8 protein-coding genes and 1 pseudogene are annotated in these 20,762 nt (G+C 47.9%); 3 read left to right on the top strand and 6 right to left on the bottom strand.

The genetic code is table 11. The features are described from left to right. Nucleotides 1–1,583 precede the first annotated feature (1,583 nt). Nucleotides 1,584–1,994, bottom strand: a complete 411-nt coding sequence (locus ACFPFU_RS25380) for a MauE/DoxX family redox-associated membrane protein (protein ID WP_377069518.1) — start codon at nt 1,992–1,994, stop codon at nt 1,584–1,586. Nucleotides 1,995–2,461: 467 nt separating this feature from the next. Between ACFPFU_RS25380 and ACFPFU_RS25375 the strand changes: the two genes are divergently transcribed. Both ACFPFU_RS25375 and ACFPFU_RS25370 read left to right on the top strand, forming a co-directional pair. Further along, complete coding sequence (locus ACFPFU_RS25375) at nt 2,462–3,028, top strand: Crp/Fnr family transcriptional regulator (RefSeq protein WP_377069516.1); 567 nt, start codon at nt 2,462–2,464, stop codon at nt 3,026–3,028. A 95-nt stretch (nt 3,029–3,123) separates the two neighbouring features. Then, nucleotides 3,124–3,327, top strand: coding sequence for a hypothetical protein (locus tag ACFPFU_RS25370; RefSeq protein WP_377069514.1), 204 nt, complete (start codon nt 3,124–3,126; stop codon nt 3,325–3,327). 266 nt (nt 3,328–3,593) lie between these two features. Here the strand turns inward: ACFPFU_RS25370 and ACFPFU_RS25365 are convergent, their stop codons facing one another. Next, nucleotides 3,594–4,007: a response regulator gene (locus ACFPFU_RS25365; RefSeq protein WP_377069512.1), complete on the bottom strand. Its 414-nt coding sequence runs from the start codon at nt 4,005–4,007 to the stop codon at nt 3,594–3,596. A 640-nt stretch (nt 4,008–4,647) separates the two neighbouring features. Here ACFPFU_RS25365 and ACFPFU_RS25360 point away from each other — a divergent pair. Next, on the top strand, nt 4,648–6,435 hold the full coding sequence (locus ACFPFU_RS25360) for a T9SS type A sorting domain-containing protein (RefSeq protein ID WP_377069510.1): 1,788 nt from the start codon (nt 4,648–4,650) through the stop codon (nt 6,433–6,435). 308 nt (nt 6,436–6,743) lie between these two features. Here the strand turns inward: ACFPFU_RS25360 and ACFPFU_RS25355 are convergent, their stop codons facing one another. The 4 genes and pseudogenes from ACFPFU_RS25355 to cysC form a co-directional block, all read right to left on the bottom strand. Beyond that, on the bottom strand, nt 6,744–7,700 hold the full coding sequence (locus ACFPFU_RS25355) for a PorP/SprF family type IX secretion system membrane protein (protein ID WP_377069508.1): 957 nt from the start codon (nt 7,698–7,700) through the stop codon (nt 6,744–6,746). Between the two features lie 206 nt (nt 7,701–7,906). After that, a complete protein-coding gene (locus tag ACFPFU_RS25350; RefSeq protein WP_377069506.1) occupies nt 7,907–18,574 on the bottom strand; it encodes a DUF4347 domain-containing protein in 10,668 nt (3,555 codons plus the stop codon). A gap of 20 nt (nt 18,575–18,594) precedes the next feature. Then, nucleotides 18,595–19,419 carry a sulfotransferase family protein gene (locus ACFPFU_RS25345; RefSeq protein ID WP_377069504.1) on the bottom strand — a complete coding sequence of 275 codons (825 nt, stop codon included), beginning with the start codon at nt 19,417–19,419 and terminating at the stop codon, nt 18,595–18,597. Further along, nucleotides 19,420–19,879, bottom strand: a pseudogene (cysC, locus tag ACFPFU_RS25340) (adenylyl-sulfate kinase). Nucleotides 19,880–20,762: the final 883 nt, after the last annotated feature.

The following is a 20,762-nucleotide window of genomic DNA, read 5'->3' as shown; positions in this document are numbered from 1 at the left end:
GTCCGTTCCTTTTTTCTTTTACCTTATATTTTTGGTTTAATTATTAATTCTCACGTTCCCACTTTTCTCACATTCTCATACCACACTATCCATTCACTCAATACTTAGGAAAAAGGGAACAGAGAACTGGGAACAGGAAACCGGTCGCAAACCTATTCCCTTTTCCCTATTCACCATTTACGCACTATTCAGGAAACAGGGAACAGAGAACCGGGAACAGCAATCGGCCGCAAACCTCCTATTCCCTATTCACCATTCACGCAGTATTCAGGAAACAGGGAACAGAGAACCGGGAACAGGGAACAGGGAATCGACCGCAAACCACCTATTCCCTTTTCCCTATTCACTATTCACGCAGTATCCAGGAAACAGAGAACAGAGAACCGCGAACAGCAATCGGCCGCAAACCTCCTATTCCCTATTCACCATTCACGCAGTATTCAGGAAACAGGGAACAGAGAACCGGAAACAGCAAATCGTGCGAAAACCACCTATTCCCTATTCACCATTCACTCACTATTCAGGAAACAGGGAACAGAGAACCGCGAACAGCAACCGGTCGCAAACCACCTATTCCCTATTCACAATTCACTCACTATTCAGGAAACAGGGAACAGAGAACCGCGAACAGGAAACCGGTCGCAAACCTATTCCCTTTTCCCTATTCACCATTTACGCACTATTCAGGAAACAGGGAACAGAGAACCGGGAACAGGGAACAGGGAATCGACCGCAAACCACCTATTCCCTTTTCCCTATTCACTATTCACGCAGTATCCAGGAAACAGGGAACAGAGAACCGGAAACAGCAAATCGTGCGAAAACCACCTATTCCCTATTCACAATTCACTCACTATTCAGGAAACAGGGAACAGAGAACCGCGAACAGCAATCGGCCGCAAACCTCCTATTCCCTATTCACCATTCACGCAGTATTCAGGAAATAGGGAATCGGGAACGGGGAACAGGGAATCGGTTGCAAACCTTCTATTCCCTTTTCCCTATTCACTCAGTATTCAGAAAACAGGAAATTGGGAACGGGAACAGAGAATCGCGCGAAACTACTTATTCCCTTTTCCCTATTCACAATTCACTCACTATTCAGGAAACAGGGAACAGAGAACCGGGAACAGCAATCGGCCGCAAACCTCCTATTCCCTATTCACCATTCACGCAGTATCCAGGAAACAGGGAACAGAGAACCGGAAACAGCAAATCGTGCGAAGACCACCTATTCCCTATTCACCATTCACTCACTATTCAGGAAACAGGGAACAGAGAACCGGGAACAGGGAACAGGGAATCGACCGCAAACCACCTATTCCCTTTTCCCTATTCACTATTCACGCAGTATCCAGGTAATGGAGAACAGAGATCCGGGAACAGGAAACCGGTCGCAAACCTCCTATTCCCTATTCACCATTCACGCAGTATTCAGGAAACAGGGAACAGAGAACCGGGAACAGGGAACAGGGAATCGACCGCAAACCACCTATTCCCTTTTCCCTATTCACTATTCACGCAGTATCCAGGCAACGGAGAGCAGAGAACCGGGAACAGAAAATCGATCGCAAACCTTTTCCCTATTCCCTTTTCCCCATCCCCCACACCGCGAGAGTCAAGAAAAACACATTCACCACAAAATGCTCCCTCCAACCCAATGAAGAAATCACCCCGCCGCAGGAACAGGGTATTCTGCCAAATATTCCCGTCATCACCAATCCAACATATGCCGTAAACAGGCACATCAGTACCACCGAAAGCATAAACCCCCACTTCCGGAACCGGGAGGACAGCAAAAGGACCACTGCTGCCAACTCCATCAATGGCAACCCGTAAAGCAACACCTCCGCCATCCACGAAGGAAATACCTGGTTATGAAGCGATGTCCGGGTCCCTTCCCAGTCCCACAACTTACTGAAAGCGGTATAGGTAAAAAGCAGGACCAAGGATAAGGCAAAGACTTCTGCAAAAATTTTGGAATGATTTTTCAATGCGTGTACTTAATAACCGTAAACAAACCCTTATAACCTTCTTATTTTCAGATGGTTCAAGAAATTTATAGCAGGTTCTGATCATTCCAAAGTAAAAGTGGCCGAAAAAAAGCGGCAAACAAAAATCCCGCCATTTGGCTGCCATTAAATGTCCCCACAATCCATTTACAAAACCATCTCCTGTCACCTTCGAACTTCTGACTTCCCCTACCCCTTTATGCGCCAATTGGCCTTATTTCGTAAACCAATATCAAATTCTTATAAATAAACTTGCATATTAATCCAATCCTTTAATAATTTCAACTATGGGATTAATAAGATCATGCTGTAAACTCGGGTCTGACAAGGCATGGATTTTTAGGAATTGGGATTATAAAGACCCGGGTGATGAATGGCTTATCAGCATTGTTTAAGTTGAGATTCTGAATAAAAATTTATAAACAACCATTTTTTAAATCAAACCTATTATGAACTATCTGGAGGTAATAAAAAAAGATTTGGACACTTTGATGGACATCAGTGCCGGAGAATATGCAGACCTGTCACCATATCTGCGCATCCGGTCGTATGAAAAAAACAGCTTCATCATAAAAGAAGGACAGGTAGAAGATCACTATCGCTACCTTTTAAGTGGCATTATCGGTCTTTTTGAGAAAATTGAAGACAAACCCGTTTGCAGACGCCTGTTTACGGAAACAGATATTGCGATAGATTTTGTATCCTATTTTTTCCAGGCTCCAAGTGATTTTCACCTGAAGGCGTATACTGATTGCATAGTATGCGAACTGAATAGAAAAGATGTGGATATCATTTACCGGAACTTCTGGAAATTTTCCCAGTTGGGCAGCAGGCTTAACCAGCGGTGTATCGTCAGGGAGTTGGCCTGGCGCAAAATGTTGTGGAACAAACCGCTGGAAACTTACAATGAATTTCTCAGACTTTTTCCTAAAGCCAACATGATCAAGATAAAAGACATCAGTGGGGTGTTGAACATCCCGGAAAGAACCCTGAACCGTCTTCGGGGTGCCAAGTAGGCAGCGCACAGGTATCCTGCGCCTCGCTGAGGCCCGGGATCTTTTTGAAATGTAAAATTATTATTGTTTGATCTTTAAAAAGGCAATTTTTGCAGATGATGATGATTAAAAAAAGATGTGTGGTATATCCAAAGGATGTACAAATGATCACTGGCAGAAGTGAACGCTACGGACAGGACTTGTTGCAAAAGATCCGCAAGTTCTACAATAAAAAACCCCATCAGTTCGTCACTACCAGGGAGTTCTCAGAATTTTCCGGTATTCCCGTCACTGATGTGGAACCGTTCCTTTTTCCATAAGGAACCGGGTGGTGGAGATCGACAGGAATGTTGTACCAGCCATTTATCCGGTTTTCATCACCCGTTCTAATGCTGTATTGTTGGGATCAGGGAATCGCGCGAAAACCTCCTGTTCTCTTTTCCCTTTTCCCTATTCACTCAGAATTTAGGAGCCAGAGAATGAGAAACAGTGAATAGAAAACTGGTCGCAAACCTCCCATCCATGGCACCGATGCATTTCCAATGCCGGTTTTTTTACCCCCAACACATAACATCAGTACCCACCGTCATTTGATCTCGGACAGTATCTGTAACAACTTTTCCCTGTCCAGAGGTTTAACCGCATAATAATCCACCCTATCATAACTTAGTGCTTTGCTTTTGTCCTCAGTGGAAAAGGAACTTGTAAGAATCGATATCCTGAATCTTTTTCGCTGATGAATAGGGAATTCTTTAAACTTATCCAAAAAAACCCAACCATTCATATATGGCATGTTTAAATCCAGAAAAATGAGGTTGGGCTGATCCGTTTCATCTAATAGCTCCATGAAAGCGTCTAAAAAATCCAACAGCTTTTTACCATCAGATAAATTATACACCAACCCTTTATAGCCTAGTTTTTTTAAAAGTGAAGTATTTACCAGCTGAATAATTTGATCATCATCTACGAGGATAATCGCAGGAATATCAGATAACCGCATTTTTAATTCATTTGAAACGGAAAATAATATACTGGCTCTTTTCCTAATCCCTTTTGGAAAAAACCATTATAACCGCATTATTTTTTCTTAAATTAACATTTAACAAAAATATAAAGATTAAGCATTCCATCTCATGATTTTTTTATTTTAAAGAATTCCGGATTCCCTTCTCCGGCCGGAAAAAAAGCCATTTCCGCCTTGCAGACTTTCCCGGCTTTGCGAGGAACGGAAACCTAGCGCTGTAATCGACGGAAACCGTACCCGTGACGAAGCGATCTCTGGCCTATTTCATTCTTACTTCCCCCGGTTCCCCCTTGCCGATATTGACGCGGCGGTATTTGGGAAAACAGAATGTAAATAAAGAAACTATCCAATGAATTTAGTTGTATTATAATTTCCTTTTTATAACAATACCCAAATAATTGCAATAGAAATCAGGTATTTTGCTTTGTAAATCAGAACGTTGTTTTTTTAATGAAGATAATCCATATTTAGCTTTTATAGAACCATAACAAAGTTTTCATGATAAATTTTTAAAAAGAGATTTATTCATAATCTGGAAAATTTTACGGCTTTTATCTAACAGGAGCGTCGCGACAATATGATGACCATTTTTAATTTAATGCATATCCAAAGCGTTGTGCATAAAAAAAGATCAGGGTATTTTAGCAGCAAACAGGCATTGCTGCCCTTGCTTTTTTTTGTTTTTATGGAGGCCTCCGCACAAAACCCGGCACTGGAATTTGCCGGAGGAGACGGCAACCCCACCGGAAACGGACCTGTTACCTCGACGACGATAAGGTTTAGAAACAATATTGACAACTATTCGGGGAATACATTTGCGACTTATGAACCACCATTGAATATATCGCTCACATTTGTCAATCAACAATTCAATTTTGCAGGAATCTCGCAAAATGCAGCGATTGTCTTTGGCTATGCTAACGGATCCTATCCTATTTATCCCTTATTAAATGTCTTTGGAGTCCCCCAAAATTCTTATTATACTTCAGCTGGGGCCCCGATAGGTATGGGCATAGATGTGAATGTAAATCGGGCTGTGGAGATTCAAGCGATTACTACCCCACTTAGAGTCGCAGGAGCACCTAATAACCAAAGGGTATTCCTGGCCGATCTTGAAATCTCATTCGATCGTCCGGTAAGAAATCCAATATTCCATGTTGCAGGTACAGGAGGGCTAGCAGGTAGCCAACGCTTTGCAATAGAATTTGATCTGCTTGATTCAAATACGCCTATTGTATTCTCCAAATTATCGGGGACAACTCCCGGCTTGGAAGTGAATTCCTACCAAATAAACAACGGTGCAACGAATCCAGAGGCCTCTGGAAATGACGCAGGATCCGGATCAGTCCTTTTTGAGGGTGATGAAATCACGGGCATCACGTTAAGAACCTACATCCGGGGAAATGGAGGAGGAAACTGGTCTTCTAATAACACGGACCCGGCTGGGGACGGGATTACCATTGGATTTAGTTTGCAGGAATCCGACCTCCAGATCACCAAAACAGTCGATGACCCAACTCCGGAAGTGGGTGCAAACGTCGTATTCACCATCCAGGCCACCAATAACGGCCCCAGCAATTCCGGTGAGGTAATTGTCGAAGAACATTTGCCTGAAGGTTATTCTTATGTGAGTCACACCGTTTCTACAGGTACCTATGACCCTTCACTGGGAATCTGGGATATTGGTGATCTTAACCACGGGATTACACAGACACTGACCATCACCGCCACAGTTACTTCGGTACAAGACTATATCAATAACGTCCGCATTTCGGGGGCCATTCCCGATCCTATCGAAGAAAACAATACTGATTCAGAAGAAACGGAGCCCCGCACCGTCCTGCCAGTGGTCTGGCTGTATCAGCAAGCCGAACAGAAACCGGAAGGCAACTTGATCAAATGGGGTACTGCCCAGGAAAAAAACAATGATAAATTCATCATATACAGATCCTCCGATGCAGGTCACACATGGCATGCTGTCGGAAAGGTAGATGCGGTGGGCCAAAGTCAAAAACAGGTGGATTATGAATTTCTGGACACCACAGCCAGTGCTTATACCGACGTGTATTACCGGATCAAACAGGTGGATGAGGATGAACGGTACGATTATAGCGGCGTGGTCCGGCTGAAAATGGACAGGTTAAGGGAAAATAGCTTCAAAATATATCCGAATCCTTACCGGTCAGGACACCTTAAACTCCTAATGCCAAGCCATGTAAAAGAAAAGAAAGGAGAATTAAGCTTAGTCGATGCCTGGGGCCGTACAAAAATCAAGACCAACGGGGTCATGGATACCATAGCTGAGGAATTCTTGGAAATTGTACAGAATCAGCCTCCAGGCGTTTACATGATCCGTTGCAATACCCACAACACCCTGTTCACCACCAAACTGTGGATACATTAACCTCCCCATCAATGGCTTGAATTTATTCAGTTTCTCCATATGGTCCTTTGAGGAGCACAGAAAAACGAAAGGTTGCTTCACCCTCTCCCGGCCAGTTTGCCATAACGGCCTCCCCACCCCGGCAATAATGCGTACCAGTTATTAACAATTAACCGGGTAAAGCTCCCCTCTCCGTCTGGGAGAGGGGCTGGGGGTGAGGTAAAAAACCCGGTTAGAACCCTGGCATGACGGGAACGCCAGGTTGCTTTGCCCCGTTAGCGGAAGTCCGGGAAAGGTAATCCCCGGACTCTCCTCTTTAAAAATATTTCTTACCAGATCAGCACCTCGTTTTCCGATTTTCGAATGTTTTTTCTGAACAAGGGGAAAACCGCCATAAACTCATGGGTGGTATTGGGAAGCAGGTAGGATCTGGTCATGGGCAACTCGTAAACATACCCTATCCTCATAGCCGGCAGCAGTATACCGAATTGAAAATTGTTGGCATAGCTCATCCGGTGCCCCCCTCCGATCCACACAAGATCTTTCAATAAAACCTTTACATTGAACTCCCCATTCGCAGGCAGACCCTCCCGGTTGTTGTACATGGCGTTTACGATAATAGCCATGTCGTTATTCAGCGCACTGCGATAACCCAACTGGAGGATGCCCTCCCGGGGATTTCTCCCTACGATCTCATCCCCGGAACTGATGGCACCTTGGTTTACATTATGGACAGCATAGGAAATGTAATAATTGGGATGAGTAAGCGCCAGTCCCAAGTTGAAGTCCAGGATGCGGGTGTTGGCAAAACCGTTCAGGTATTGGGTGAGGGTTTCATCATTGGCCTGCTCGGTTGTCATATGGTCACCATCCAGCCTGATGGCGTTATAGTTGACACCTACACCCATACGGAGGCTCGCACGTTTGGCCACCTGAATTCTGGACGCATAGCTGGCGATCAGCCCGGTTTCGGTAAAGGCTCCATAGGTGTCATGCAACATGGCCAACCCCACCGCGTTTTTTCCGGCTGCGGCTTCATTTTCACTTTCTCCAAAATCTGCAATATCCATTTCCGCTGAAAGGAAATAGGTTTTAGGCGCTCCCTCAAACCCAGCCCATTGGTTTCGGACAAAACCCCGGAGGCTGGATCCCTCGTACCCGGTAAGTGCAGGGCTGAAATAGTTTTGCAGATGGCTGAATTGACTGACATATTTTCTGCTCTGAGCCTGGCCATGCAATACCAAGGAGGATAAAAGGACAAAGGTGGTCAATAAATGTTTTTTCATATGATTATAATTGTTTTTTATCGGCCATATGGAATCTTTGATGACTAAAATAATCATTGCCCTGTGTGTCTAATGATTATTTTAGTCATGTCGATTTCATATTTTCAAAATTTTGAAGATTTGAAATCAGAAAGTACAGAAAGAAATTCCCGTCGCTTGAGTTGAACGGTTCCTTTCCCACACTTTCTGTATTTCATGCCTGGCTTTTATTGTTTTAATAGCGTCAGAATTCCACGACGTTTTTCCCCGGTTTCCAAAACCTCCACGGTCCAGTAATAAATACCCGCAGGGAGTTCCCTGCCCATATAAGTACCGTCCCACTTTTCATCCGGATCTTCGGTATAGAAAACCCGCTTGCCGCTACGTTCAAAAACATGAACCCTTCCGCCCCTGAAGAAACGCATATCAGGAACACCCCACATGTCATTGTCCCCATCACCATTAGGAGTAAAAGTATTGTAGATTTCAATTTCCTTTAATGACTTTCTCAATCTGGTAACGGAAAAGTTTTTCTCCAGCACATTGCCGTCCCGGTCGGTTGCCCTGATGGTGACCGTAAAGTCTGATTTTCCAGCAACAGCGTCATTACTGTTCCAGTAGAGCATGCCCCCCGATATCCCAAAGAAAGCGTTGCTGGCGGCTCCCGGTACCAGTTCAATATGATGGACATCATCCACCGGATCCTGTACGTCCAGCGGTCCCACTTCAACAGTACCCCTTTTGGCATCCGCCTCAAAGGTGTTGTTGCCCAGGACGATGTCGAGTGGAGCCGGCTTGGCCAGTACGGTTAGGGGCAGGCGGGCTTCCAGCGATTGCGGATTGGTCAGGCCTTCGGGAAGAAGAAGTTCTCCCGCCAGGGTATATTCGCCCCTGGCCATCAGGTTCAAGCCTGCGGTGTCCCATGCCACAGGGATCTCCATAAATCTGCCGTCTTCGGTCATCACCAACACGGTTCCAGGGAGTTCAGGCTGTACCGCCCAGGCGGTTTCCATGTCGGCCGGATCGATCACCTCGGCCAGTTCAGCAGACTGTATCTCAAAATCAGCGGAGGTGAAGGCAATGGTATAGTTAGCACCGGCTGCCAGGCTGCCCAGGCTGATGGGATAGAAGCCTACGGTTTCCCCGGCTTCACGATCCAGTCTTCCGGAGATAATCGAAGTTTCGTCCCCTGTGGCAAGCCCTGATACGGTATATGCCAGTTCAGGATCTGCGGTGCCCCGGATTTTATACTGCCCGGGAACGGCGATGATGTCCAGCGGGGCCGGGGTCACTTCCAGTTCCCCGGATTCAAGGGTGATCTCATAGTTGTCATCCGAGCCGCCCGCCAGAATGATCGGATAGGTCCCTACGCCCGAACCCGCCGTCGCCGTGGTGCTGATCCCCGGTTCAATGTCCACTCCCGTGTCCCCGTTCACCAGCCCGCTGTAGCTAAAGATCAGGGCAGGGTTGGCATCCCCGTATACCTTGGTATTGTTTTCTACCGAAATGGTCAGGTCTTTCTTACCTATTTCTAATGTTCTTTGCACAGGATCGGCGGCAAAGTAGGTTTCATTTCCTTCTTGTGTAGCTGTAATCGTTACAGTACCTGATTTTAGAACGGTAGCTTCATTGCCTGAAATACTTATTAGGGTTGGATCTGAGGAAGTATAAGTTATCTCCAATCCCTGATCTGTTTGAGCATCTCCTAAGACAAAAACCGGATCCCCATAGGTTTTGGAAGCGATCTCAGGGAAAGTTATGGACTGGTTCATCTTATTGATGGTGGTAAATACCCAGGTATTTGAACCTTCACTGAATCCTTCAAAATCATTACCATTCCCATCTTTTACAAAACCTCCCGAAATACCTACGGAAATAGAGGTATTTAGCGGTAAGGTAAGCCCCAAATCTAAAGAAAGGCTAAGCTTATCCGGGGATAAAGAAATAGCCTCTCTATCCTCCGCAACCGCAAGATTTAAGGTTTTTAATACAGTTCCTCCATCGTACAGGACCAAAACCCCTGAACTTCCTAAAGCGACTTCCTCATCAAATGTCAGGGAAAGTGTAGGCTGAAGGACGATATCCGTGGCTAGATCAGCTGGGGAAAAACCTTGTACAGTTGGAGCTAATGCATCTATTAAAACACCTGCTGTGCTCCCTATTGAGTTGAGTGTAAGGTTTAAGTTATTACCTGAACCATCCCTTAGTGTTCCGCCATCCGCAATCACGGCAACTCCAAGGTCAATACCATCCAAATCAATATCTCCTGTTTGAACCTCGTAAGAAAATACCAGTGCACCGGTACCCGAACCAGCCAGATAGTTTGCCACACCTGTCTTTCCGCCTATGGTCAATTCCAAATAAGGGGTACCTCCTCCTGTATTTACTGTGACATTTTTACTTGTATTTACAGTAAAGGAAAACACATCTCCAACTGTGTAGGTAGCTGATACCGGAACCGTCACATTTGTAATTTCCGGTTCTTGCGTATCTTTTACTACTGTATCTGTTTTAGGACCGGATTCATTACCTACCCCATCTGTAAGCGTTATAGTCAGCGTCAAAGTGCCATCTGACAAATCACTTACGTCTATTCCTGAAATGGTCTGGTTTGGCTGGGTACCATTAGCAGAACCCGTAACTGAAGTACCACCACCGTCACTTGTGATAGCGTAATTAACGACAACACCTATTTCTGCATTATCCAGTGCAAAACTTAAAGCAAACTGGTTTCCTGCATTGATGATATCCTGGTCAATGCTCACGCCATCAATGGTGGGAGAAGCGTTGTCCACTGATGCATTGGAGGTGTCCGCCGTAGTGGTGGAATTACCTGCATTGTCTGTGACAGTAATTGATATATTTAAGTTGGTTGACGCTATTGCTCCTGCCACAATCGTATAAGTGGCCGTCCAAGTTCCGCTGCTATTGCTTGCGATAACGGCTGCCCCCCCGCCAAATTCGGAGAAGTCGACGGTGACGCCGGCAATGTCAGCGTTGTTATCACCACCTGTGGTATTGTTCCAGGTCGCCGTAACCGTATCCCCTATTTTGAATATTCCAGCAGTGCCTGTCGCGCCACTGATACTGATGTTGTCATCAGTAACTATTGGTACAACCGCATCTACGAGCACCGATGCGGTGCTGCCAACACTATTGAGCATCAGGCTGGCATCGTTGCCCGAGGCGTCCCTCAAGGTACCGCCGTTGGCATCCACGCTGCCGCCTACCGCAATGCCATCAATGTCCAGGTCGCCGGTTTGCACCGTATAGCGGAACGCCACCGCACTGGTGCCCGAGCCGGACAGGTAATCCGCATAGCCTGTGGTCGAGCCGATGGTCAGCGCGATACGAGGTGTACCGCCTCCCGTGTTCACCGTCACGTTGTCATCGAAATTGACCGTGAAATCCAGGTTGTCATTGGCCACATAGGTGCCATTGGCAGGTACGCTGACACTGCTAATACTTGGTGCAACCGCGTCTACAAATACCAATGCGGTGCTGCCGACACTGTTGAGCGTCAGGGTGGCATCGTTGCCCGAGGCGTCTTTCAAGGTGCCGCCGTTGGCATCCACGCTGCCGCCTACCGCAATGCCGTCACTGTCCAGGTCGCCGGTTTGCACCGTATAGCGGAACGCCACCGCACTGGTGCCCGAGCCGGACAGGTACTCCGCATAGCCTGTGGTCGAGCCGATGGTCAGCGGGATGCGAGGTGTACCGCCTCCGGTGTTCACCGTCACGTTGTCATCGAAATTGACCGTGAAATCCAGGTTGTCATTGGCCACATAGGTGCCATTGGCAGGTACGCTGACACTGCTAATACTTGGTACGACCGCGTCTACAAATACCGATGCGGTGCTGCCGACACTGTTGAGCGTCAGGGTGGCATCGTTGCCCGGAGCGTCTTTCAAGGTGCCGCCGTTGGCATCAACATGGGCGCCTAATGCAATGCCGTCACTGTCCAGATCGCCGGTTTGTACCGTATAGCGGAACACCACCGCACTGGCACCGGATCCTGACAGGTAGTCCGCATAGCGTGTAGTCGATCCGATAGTCAAGGAGATGCGTGGTGTACCGCCCCCTGTATTCACCATCACGTTCTCATCGAAGTTGACCGTGAAATCCAGATTCTCGCCCGCCACATAGGTACTGTTTGCCGGCACGCTGACGCTGGTCACGGTCGGCGGGATGCCATCGATCTCCAGCGCTTTGTTGTTGCCCAGGGAATTGGCCGCACCGGGGCTGGCCAGGGTCAGACTGGCCGTATTGCCGGCATCATCCGCGATGATACCACCGTTCAAACTCAATGCGCCGGTGCCGGTGTAATCCAGGTTAGATGTGATATCACCTGCCTGTACCGTGTAGCTGAAGGTCAATGTACTGGTACCGGAGCCGGAAGCGTAATCAACGCTGCGGTCGTTATCGCCAGTCTCCAATTCCAGTTGTGGTGTACCGGTGACCGTGATGTTCTGGTCGAACACCACCTGCACGGAAATCAAATCACCTGCTTTGTAACTGCCGTCTGCAGTGGACGAAGTTACCGACAAAACGCTTGGCGCCAGGGTATCGACCGTCGCATTGGAAGTATCCGCTGTAGTGGTGGAATTGCCTGCATTGTCTGTAGCAGTAATCGACACATTAAGATTGGTACCCTCTATTGCCCCTGCCACAAGCGTATAAGTAGCCGTCCAAGTTCCGCTGCTATTGCTTGCGACAACGGCTGCCCCCCCGCCAAAGGCGGAGAAGTCAGCCGTCGCGCTACTGATCACATCACTGTTGTTATCCCCTCCGGCCGTATTGTTCCAAGTGACGGTTACCGTATCGCCTATCTTGAATGTTCCGCCTGTACCCGTGGCACCACTGATACTGATATTACTGTCAGTCACTGTGGGGGCAACATTGTCAACCGTTGCATTGGAAGTGTCTGCTGTAGTGGTGGAAATGCTATTGCTGTTGGTCGCGGTCACCGATACGTTCAGGTCAGTACCGTCGATGGCTCCGGGGACAATCGTATAGGTGGCTGTCCAGGTATTGCCGCTATTGCTCGCAACGACGGCCGCGCCTCCGCCAAAGGCAGAGAAATCAACCGTTACGCCGGTAATATCGGCATTATTATCGCCTCCTCCGGTGTTATTCCAAGTGGCGGTAACGGTATCGCCGATCCTATAAGCACCGCCAGTGCCACTGGCCCCGGAGATGGATATGTTGCCGTCGGTCACTTCAGGCCCTACCACTGAGAGCACGACGTCGTTGCCCGTACTGCCCAGGTAGCTGACCGCAAGGGGGATACTATTTAGCGTCGTGGATTCATCGCCTTCCATCAGGCCGTTAAAGGCACCGCTGACCGCATCGTTGCTGTCGTTGTTAATAATTACGAAGTTTTCACCACCACTACCGGTATGGCTACCGGTCACACTCAGGGTGCCGCCGAGCGTTACCGTCCCGGTCACGTTGTACTGATCATATTGGGAACCGGCCGTGGTACCGTTGATTCTTGCCACCAGGGTGCCGCCGGAATTCAGGGTCAGGCCATCGCCCAGAGTCAGGGTGCCGGGTGAGCCGCCTGTTTGCAGGGTGGCGCCACTATTGATGGTGACCAAACCGCTGATAGTACCGGCGCTTTCCAAAGTCGTGCCGGTAGCGGCGGTAACCGCGCCGGCCAGGCTGCCACTGACGGTTAACTGGCCCGCCGAAAGCGCAGTGGAACCGCTGTAGGTATTGGTGCCGGAGAGCGTCAGGGTACCAGCTCCTGCTTTGGTCAAATTGCCCGATCCACTGATCACGCCGGACAGCAACACGGCGTTGGCATTCGTCACCGTGCCATGGCCCGCCCCCAGACTGATGGCGTTGTCGATAGTCACGCCAGAACCCGTCACGGTCAGGCTGCCGCCATTCAGCGTCAAGGTACCGGAACCAAGATTGCTGTCTCCAGAAATGCTGATAGCACCTGCTGAGACGATGGTCGCCCCGCTATGCGTCTGGGTACCGGACAAGGTCAGGGTACCGGAGCCGGTCTTGGTAAGGCTACCGGAGCCACTGATCACGCCTGACCAGGAAATATCGTTCGCGTTATTGAGGGTACCACTGCCGGACATGTTCAGGTTGTTATCGATGGTAACGCCAGCACCTGTGACGGAAAGAGTACCGCCCGACATGATCAGGTTGCCCGAACCCAGGTTACTGTCACTGGCTATAATGATTTGGCCAGTTTGGATGGTGGTGCTGCCACTGTAAGTGTTGGCGCCGCTCAATTCTAATCTGGATGGCAAAGTCTTGGTCAGACTACCCGAGCCAGAGATAACACCGGATAGGATCAGGGTGTAAGTACCTCCTCCACCGGAAACCCCGATAGTGCCGCCGCTGGTACCGAGTACGAGGTCGTTGTCGATGGTGTCCGAGGTGTTAAGGGTACCAAAAGCCGCCAGGGTACCACCGTCCAGGGTGATGGTGCCGGAGGACAGAAAGTCGTCATCTTCCACATAGAGGGTGCCCGCCGTAACGGTGATGTTGCCACTGAAACTGGCTTCGTTGCCAGAATTGGATAAGGTCAGTTGGCCGGTGCCGGTCTTGGTCAAGGTGCCGCTGCCCGAGAATAAACCTGAAAGCGTAATGTCATTGGCATTACTAACAGTACCTCCGCCGTTGTCGAAGCTGACGGCGTTGTCTACCGTGACTCCGCTGCCAGTGACTTGCAGGGTGCCGCCGTCGAGTGTTACCGTGCCACTACCCAGGTTGCTGTCAGCAGCAACGCTCAGGGTACCACTGGTTAGGGTCGTGGTACCGCTGTAGGTCTGTGAGCCGGTGAGAGTTATGGTGCCGTCGCCCGTTTTGGCGAGTGAGCCGGTACCGGCAAAGACGGTGCTGATGGTGGCGGTATCGCCGCTGCCGTTATCGAGCGTTAAGGTAACGCCGCCGCCGAGTGTCAGGGAGCCGCCTGATATTGTCACCCCGGAAGCCAAGTCCATATCCAACGTCAGGCTTTCGCTAAGGCTCGTGGCCGAGGTAGCCGAAACGGTCTGGCCTGCTAAGCTGCTGGCCAAAATCAGGGTCTGGGTGCCCGTGCCATCCGCCGCAGCGATGGCAATGGCTTCACTGAAGCTCACGCCATTGGTGACGTCTATGGTATTGGTATCAGTGGTCTCGGTAATATAAATGTTGTCAGAGGTCACGGTCACATCGGCGGTATCTGTGCCGGTGCCATCACTCAGCGTGAAACGAACCGTGGCATCACCAGCCGGTGTATCGTTACGGTAGGTGATGCGTTGCAGCACATCGGAGGCCAAGGCGGTGGTGGCCGTGGTACCCGAACTGGTAAAGCTGATCGTCAACACACCATTCGTGTTGGTAAAGGTGGCGAAGGTCTGGCCGCCGTCTTGCAGGTTGGCACCGCTGACTGTGAATAAGGCACCGCTGGTATCAAAGCCGAAGACATCGCTGGTAACCCCGCCTCCAGACCGCTGCACCGTCAGCGAGCCGCCGGAATAGTCGCCGTTGCCTCCGTTCAGTGCATCCAATTCGGTATCACTGACCGTGGCATCACCGCCGGAATCCAGGGTGACGGTGTTGCCGATACCGGACCAGGCGACGTTGTCGCCATTGAGGTTGGCAAAGACGGGCGGGTCGTTGACAAGGGCGGTCAGCTGGTCGCTCTCCGCCGTGATCAATCCGCCCGATGAGGCCCGCAGGTTAAAGGTTTCACTGCTGCTGCCGGAGGCCGTGTAAGTAATCTGCATGCCTGTAAAGGTCGATACACCACTGCTCGGTGTAATCGTCACAGTGGTGCCGTCGCCGTCGGTATCGCCGGTGGCGCTCATGGTGGCGCTGCCAGCCCCATTGACTTCGGACAGAACAATACCCGTGCTGTAGCCGGTATCGACGGTGTTATTGGCGTCCACGGCGCTCACCACCGGCACGGTGCTGAAGTTGGTTGTGGCCCCGCTATTAACGGTGGTTGGCACAGGCTGTGTGGTAAACAGAAGTTTGGTGGCCACTACATCGGAAGTCACCGCATTGGCACTTACAGTTGGCAGATCACTGCCTACTCCGTCCTGATCATTAGCGGTTAGCGTAAAGCTTTCCTGGTCGGCTGTGGCCGTATAAACCAGGTTGGTAAAGGTAGCCACACCGTTAGTAGCCGCCTGCGTATTATTGCTGAGTGTACCGGGACTGGCTTCAGTTAAAGTGACTGTTTCGGTAAAATCCACATCGGTGTTGCCAAATGCATCTTGTGCCGAAACCACAGGTTGAGTGGTCAAAGCAATACCCGATACCGATCCGGCGGGTTGAGTGGTAAAGACCAGTTGTGTGGCTACGATATCAATTGTGGTGCCCGAACCGTTGGTAACTGCAGACTGGCTAGAGGCCATTTGCGTTCCGCTCCCTCCCACTGTCAGGTCGGTATCGCCACTGACGGACAAAATAATGGTATGGTCTTCCGTCAGACCGGTATTGTCGTTGAAATAGGCATTAATCGTGTAAGTTTCATTGCCACCATCAGCTACGGATATGCTCAGACCGGAAAAAGTGATTTTATTGGTTCCCGCATTATAAGTACCGGTAACGTTTGAGGCATCCGGGCCATTTAATCTCCAAGTAATCTGGCTTCGTTCGACATCAGTAGAGGTACCCGATACGTTCACCTCAATTTGGGAAACCGTTGTGGCCAGGCCGTCACCACCTCCCCCGTCACTGATGGTAAAGTCAAATACATCCACTGCTTCTCCCACAGTATCATCGGTACTGGACAAGGAAACCGGTTCCACAACACCAGCAGCTGCGGTGAGGGTGGCGTCGGTGTCAACAGCAACCGGTGAAGAGACCTGAATATCGTTAATTGTATGGTTGGTATAGGCCTGGCTACCTTCATACCCGCCGGCACTGATATAGAAACGTACTTCGTCCACGTTGGAGAAAGCTGAGCTCAGCGTTACAATTTGAGGCAGGTAACCGCTGTCATAACCGTCAAAGGTAGTAGTGGCTACCTGTCCACCATCCCGGTAACCGACTATGGTGTTGGTGAAGGACGAAGTTTCTCCCCAGTTATAATATTTAAATTGGATCAGCTTAAATTCGCTGCCATCGGACGACTTTATCGACATTCCCTTGGAGCCGGTATTAGGGTCGGTTAGGCCAGAGAGGCTACCGTCGTTACTCGTTAAAAACGTATTGTTTTTCCAGTCCAAAAAGGCATGCAAAGTACCGTTCGTGTCGGAAATGTTGAAAACATCGATATCGATATCACTAATTTCCAGAGCACCACCCTGGCCGTCACTTGCAATATCATCTGTGGTAATTGAGGTACTGCTGGATGTAAATGTAAGGGTAGGTGATGAACTTAAAGCAACCGCAGTTGTGATGTCCACCTTTGTTGGACTAGCTTGCAAGTTGGGACTGCCTTCATCATCTTCTGCCACGACATAAATGTCGTAGGAAGTACCAGGATTCAAACCTGTAATGACCTCATTGAAATCCTGACTTGCGGAACTCACATTAATGCTTCCGCTTTTGAAGGCCGCGCCACCGCCGCTGTCCTGGCCGGCTTTCACTTGGGCAGAACCAGGTGCCCCAGCACCATCAGGTACTACCACATAATAAGCCGTACCAATTTCATCCAAACGAACAGTTAGTGTTGCTCCTGTGGTTGTAATACCAGAAACCGATGGAGTGCTGTTTTGAAATATGGGTGCCTGGGTGTCACTGCTGCCGCCTAAATTCGTTACTTCAAAATCGTCTAATACAACATAAACTTTATCCGAAGAAATTGTTAAAGAAGATATATCATTGGCAAAGTCTGATAAGTCTACAGTTTTTGTTTCATCATTTCCAAAAAAAATACTCTTACTATCTCCTTTGTCACTCGTAAAGTTGAAGGTATGCGCATTGCTATGCCAATTTCGAACACTTATTGATTGGGGATCAAATACTTCACCATTTGAAAACCTCAATGTAACAGAGGTTTCATCCACATGTGTAGCGGCTACCCCGGAATGGTAGTAGCAATCAGTACCTTGATTGAGCCCGTCAACAACAAGTGCATACTCCTGATTTCCACTTGTCCAAAATTCAGCATCAAATCCAGCTCCTCCATAAGCATCTCCACACGCTTTAACTTCGCTAAATTCAATAGTCCCAGACCATTGCAAAGTCCCCGTAAAATCATTCATCGCAATGGACTCCGGCAGTGGTCTTGCTTCTATATCTCCTTTTTGGATTTCCAGCTCCCAATTGCCTCCATCAATTTCGTTTCCAGTTTTATCCTCGGAAGCAGCGATGTCCACATGGGTATTGTTTTGAATGATTTCAAGAAAATCCTCACCTTCTTTGCCCTTGCCTATCTCACATCCATAAAGCATCAAATCACCACCTTCACGTATAGCGTTGTTGATGGTGGCAAATGCGGCCACATTGTTTTCCAAGACCTTTTGGTCAAGAACATGCCCGCCGACCTGAAGGGCACCTGAACGGGCATGCGATACGATATGTACCGCATCCAGGTGTGAATATTCTTGCAGGATTGAAACAAGGGCACCCAGACCGTCCTTTCCGGGCTTGATCTCCACTACTTCCAGCCCAGGACGGGCCTGTTTAAAAAATACCTGCTTGTTTTGGACGCTATGGTCCACCAATACGAGTTCTTTTACCCTGTCCCCTTTTTTGAAATGGAATCCGGATTCCCTCGTCTCCAATTGGCGGGTTCCCACAGTTCGATTGGAAAATGTGGTGGTGGAAAGAGGTTTTAGATTAGGATCGGAAATATAATGGGTCTTTCCGCTCCCGTATGTTCCCTTCCTGGTCCGGTAATAGGATGAGGAGGCCCCTACTGCTGAAAGGGCATTCATGGAAAGTGCCATATGCAAACAGGCGGTTCCCAGCTTTTTAAGTATATCTTGTTTCATATAGTCGTATTTCTCTCTGGCTAATTCTTTTCTTTTTTCGGTGCGATCACACTGGCAGCGGACCCTGCGGTATCCTGCCAAAATGCCATGGCACTGTATTTTTCAAATAAATCAGGAGGGAGAATAGACCTTCTTGGCTTAAACTCCACTTTTCGCTGTACCGTATGAAGCCCCTTTGCTCCCAAAGTGTAATCAAACTCATCATGGGCATACTCCACATTGTCAAAATCATGGGGAAAATATTCTTCACCGATAAACCGATAGATGAGTTCCATGGACCTTTGGGGATGCTGCGCCAGCAGGTCATAATCCACCAATAAAAGCCTGTCTGAGAATTCTCCATAAAAAGCCTCTTTCAATGCCGTCCACGAGGCACCTACAATCCCTCCGTTCACCATACTCTCACAACGGGAATAGACAGTCGGCCTGGTACCAGGCCCATACATTTTGCTATAATCAAAGGGGTTTTTCCTGTAAATTTTCTCAAAACTGTCCATAATCCAGGCTGGGTTCCGTACACAGCAGATCACCTTAAAATCCTCATACAGTTCTGAGAGTTGGTGCAAACGGGCCGTCCACATCCTATTGGTATCAAAAATAGTTCGCTTGCTCAGTTCGGATGTGTAATAGGAATTAAATATTGCCCTGCAAATATGTTTGCGCTTATCTTCATCAAAAAAGGAATAAAATTCACTTCCGGCCCCAATTTGTTCCAACATTCCATTGATGAGTGAGCCAACGGGGCTGCTCATGCCTGCATGAAATTCCGGATTTTGGGTAATTATACCTGAAAGCAGGGTGGATCCTGATCTGGGAAGTCCGGAAATAAAATGAAACCGCGACATTTATAGAAGTTTGTTTTGTATGTAGAAAATAATTTTGTTGAGTGATATTGCCGCATTTTCAGTCGCTGTATTCAAAACAAGGTCGGGGCAAGAAGGAGGTTCATAAGATGAATCTATTCCGGCAAATTTTATGAGGCTACCTTCTTTGGCTTTTCTATATAGTTCTTTCACATCCCTTTTTTAAAGACCGTTAAACGGCAGTTTAGAGATATGTCCAAAAAATTCTCTGCACCCACCGTCTCCTTAATCATTTCACGCGCTTTTTGGAAAGGAGATATAGATACAACAATAACCACCAAGCCTGCATCCAGCATGAGTCTTGCCACCTCTCCTGCCCTACACAGGTTTTCAATCCGATCCCCTGGGCTGAAGTCGAATCCTTGTTCAATCCGGCCCTGACCTTGTCTCCATCCAACAAATAATTATTGTACCCTGTCTCAACAAGAGCCTTTTCTCTCACTTGGACAAGCGTGGTTTTTCCCGACCCTGGCAATCCGGTAAACCAGACCAAAAATGATTTTTGGTGAGGTAATTGTGCCAGTTCAAAAAAGTTGACTGCATGGCTAAATGAAGAAAATGGTTTAATCCTCACTAGTTTTTAAATTTTCAAATATCAAGATCAGTACAAAATTCCAAATCCCTCTTTTCTATTCCTTCAAATTGCTACCGTTCAGCCGGATTCCCATAAACTTTAACCAACAACCATGAAAACAGGGACTAAAAGTGTAAATAATAATCTAAAACTCAAAATTTTTAATTCAAAAAAACTACTTTAATAAAATAAAATATGTTTTTATTAGTTTGAACTACAAATATTATCATTCAAAAAACCCAATTTCAAAGAATATTTATTTCTTATTCTCATCCGATATGGTTTTAACCATTATCTATGGTTAATAGTAAAATTACCTTGTCATTCAATTTCTTTATGATGATTACAGTTATTAATATATTTAATCAATGAATAAATTATTTTTATATAATAATATTTATATAACACATATCAATAACCATAACATACTGTTCACCACGAAACTGTGGAATACATTAACATTCCCCATCAATGGCTTGAATTTATTCAATTTCTCCATATGGTCCTTTGAGGAGCACAGAAAAACGAAAGGTTGCTTCACCCTCTCCCGGCCTGTTTGCTAAAACAATCTCCCCCACCCCGGATGGGGTGAAACTTTCAGTACCCCCGTGAAACCCGGAGACCAAAATATCCAAGGCCAATAGACCTTGGATAAATACCTACATTATTGAAACGCCCCCTCCTGGAGAATCGTTTTTTGTCCGGTGGCCGGATCATCATTGGAAAACTCCACCAGACACTCCTGGCTTGC

It is taken from the genome of Negadavirga shengliensis, from assembly GCF_042652345.1.
GTDB classification, from domain to species: domain Bacteria; phylum Bacteroidota; class Bacteroidia; order Cytophagales; family Cyclobacteriaceae; genus Negadavirga; species Negadavirga shengliensis.
The sequence above is the reverse complement of the archived record's forward strand: the minus strand, read 5'-3'. Positions and strand labels throughout refer to the sequence as shown.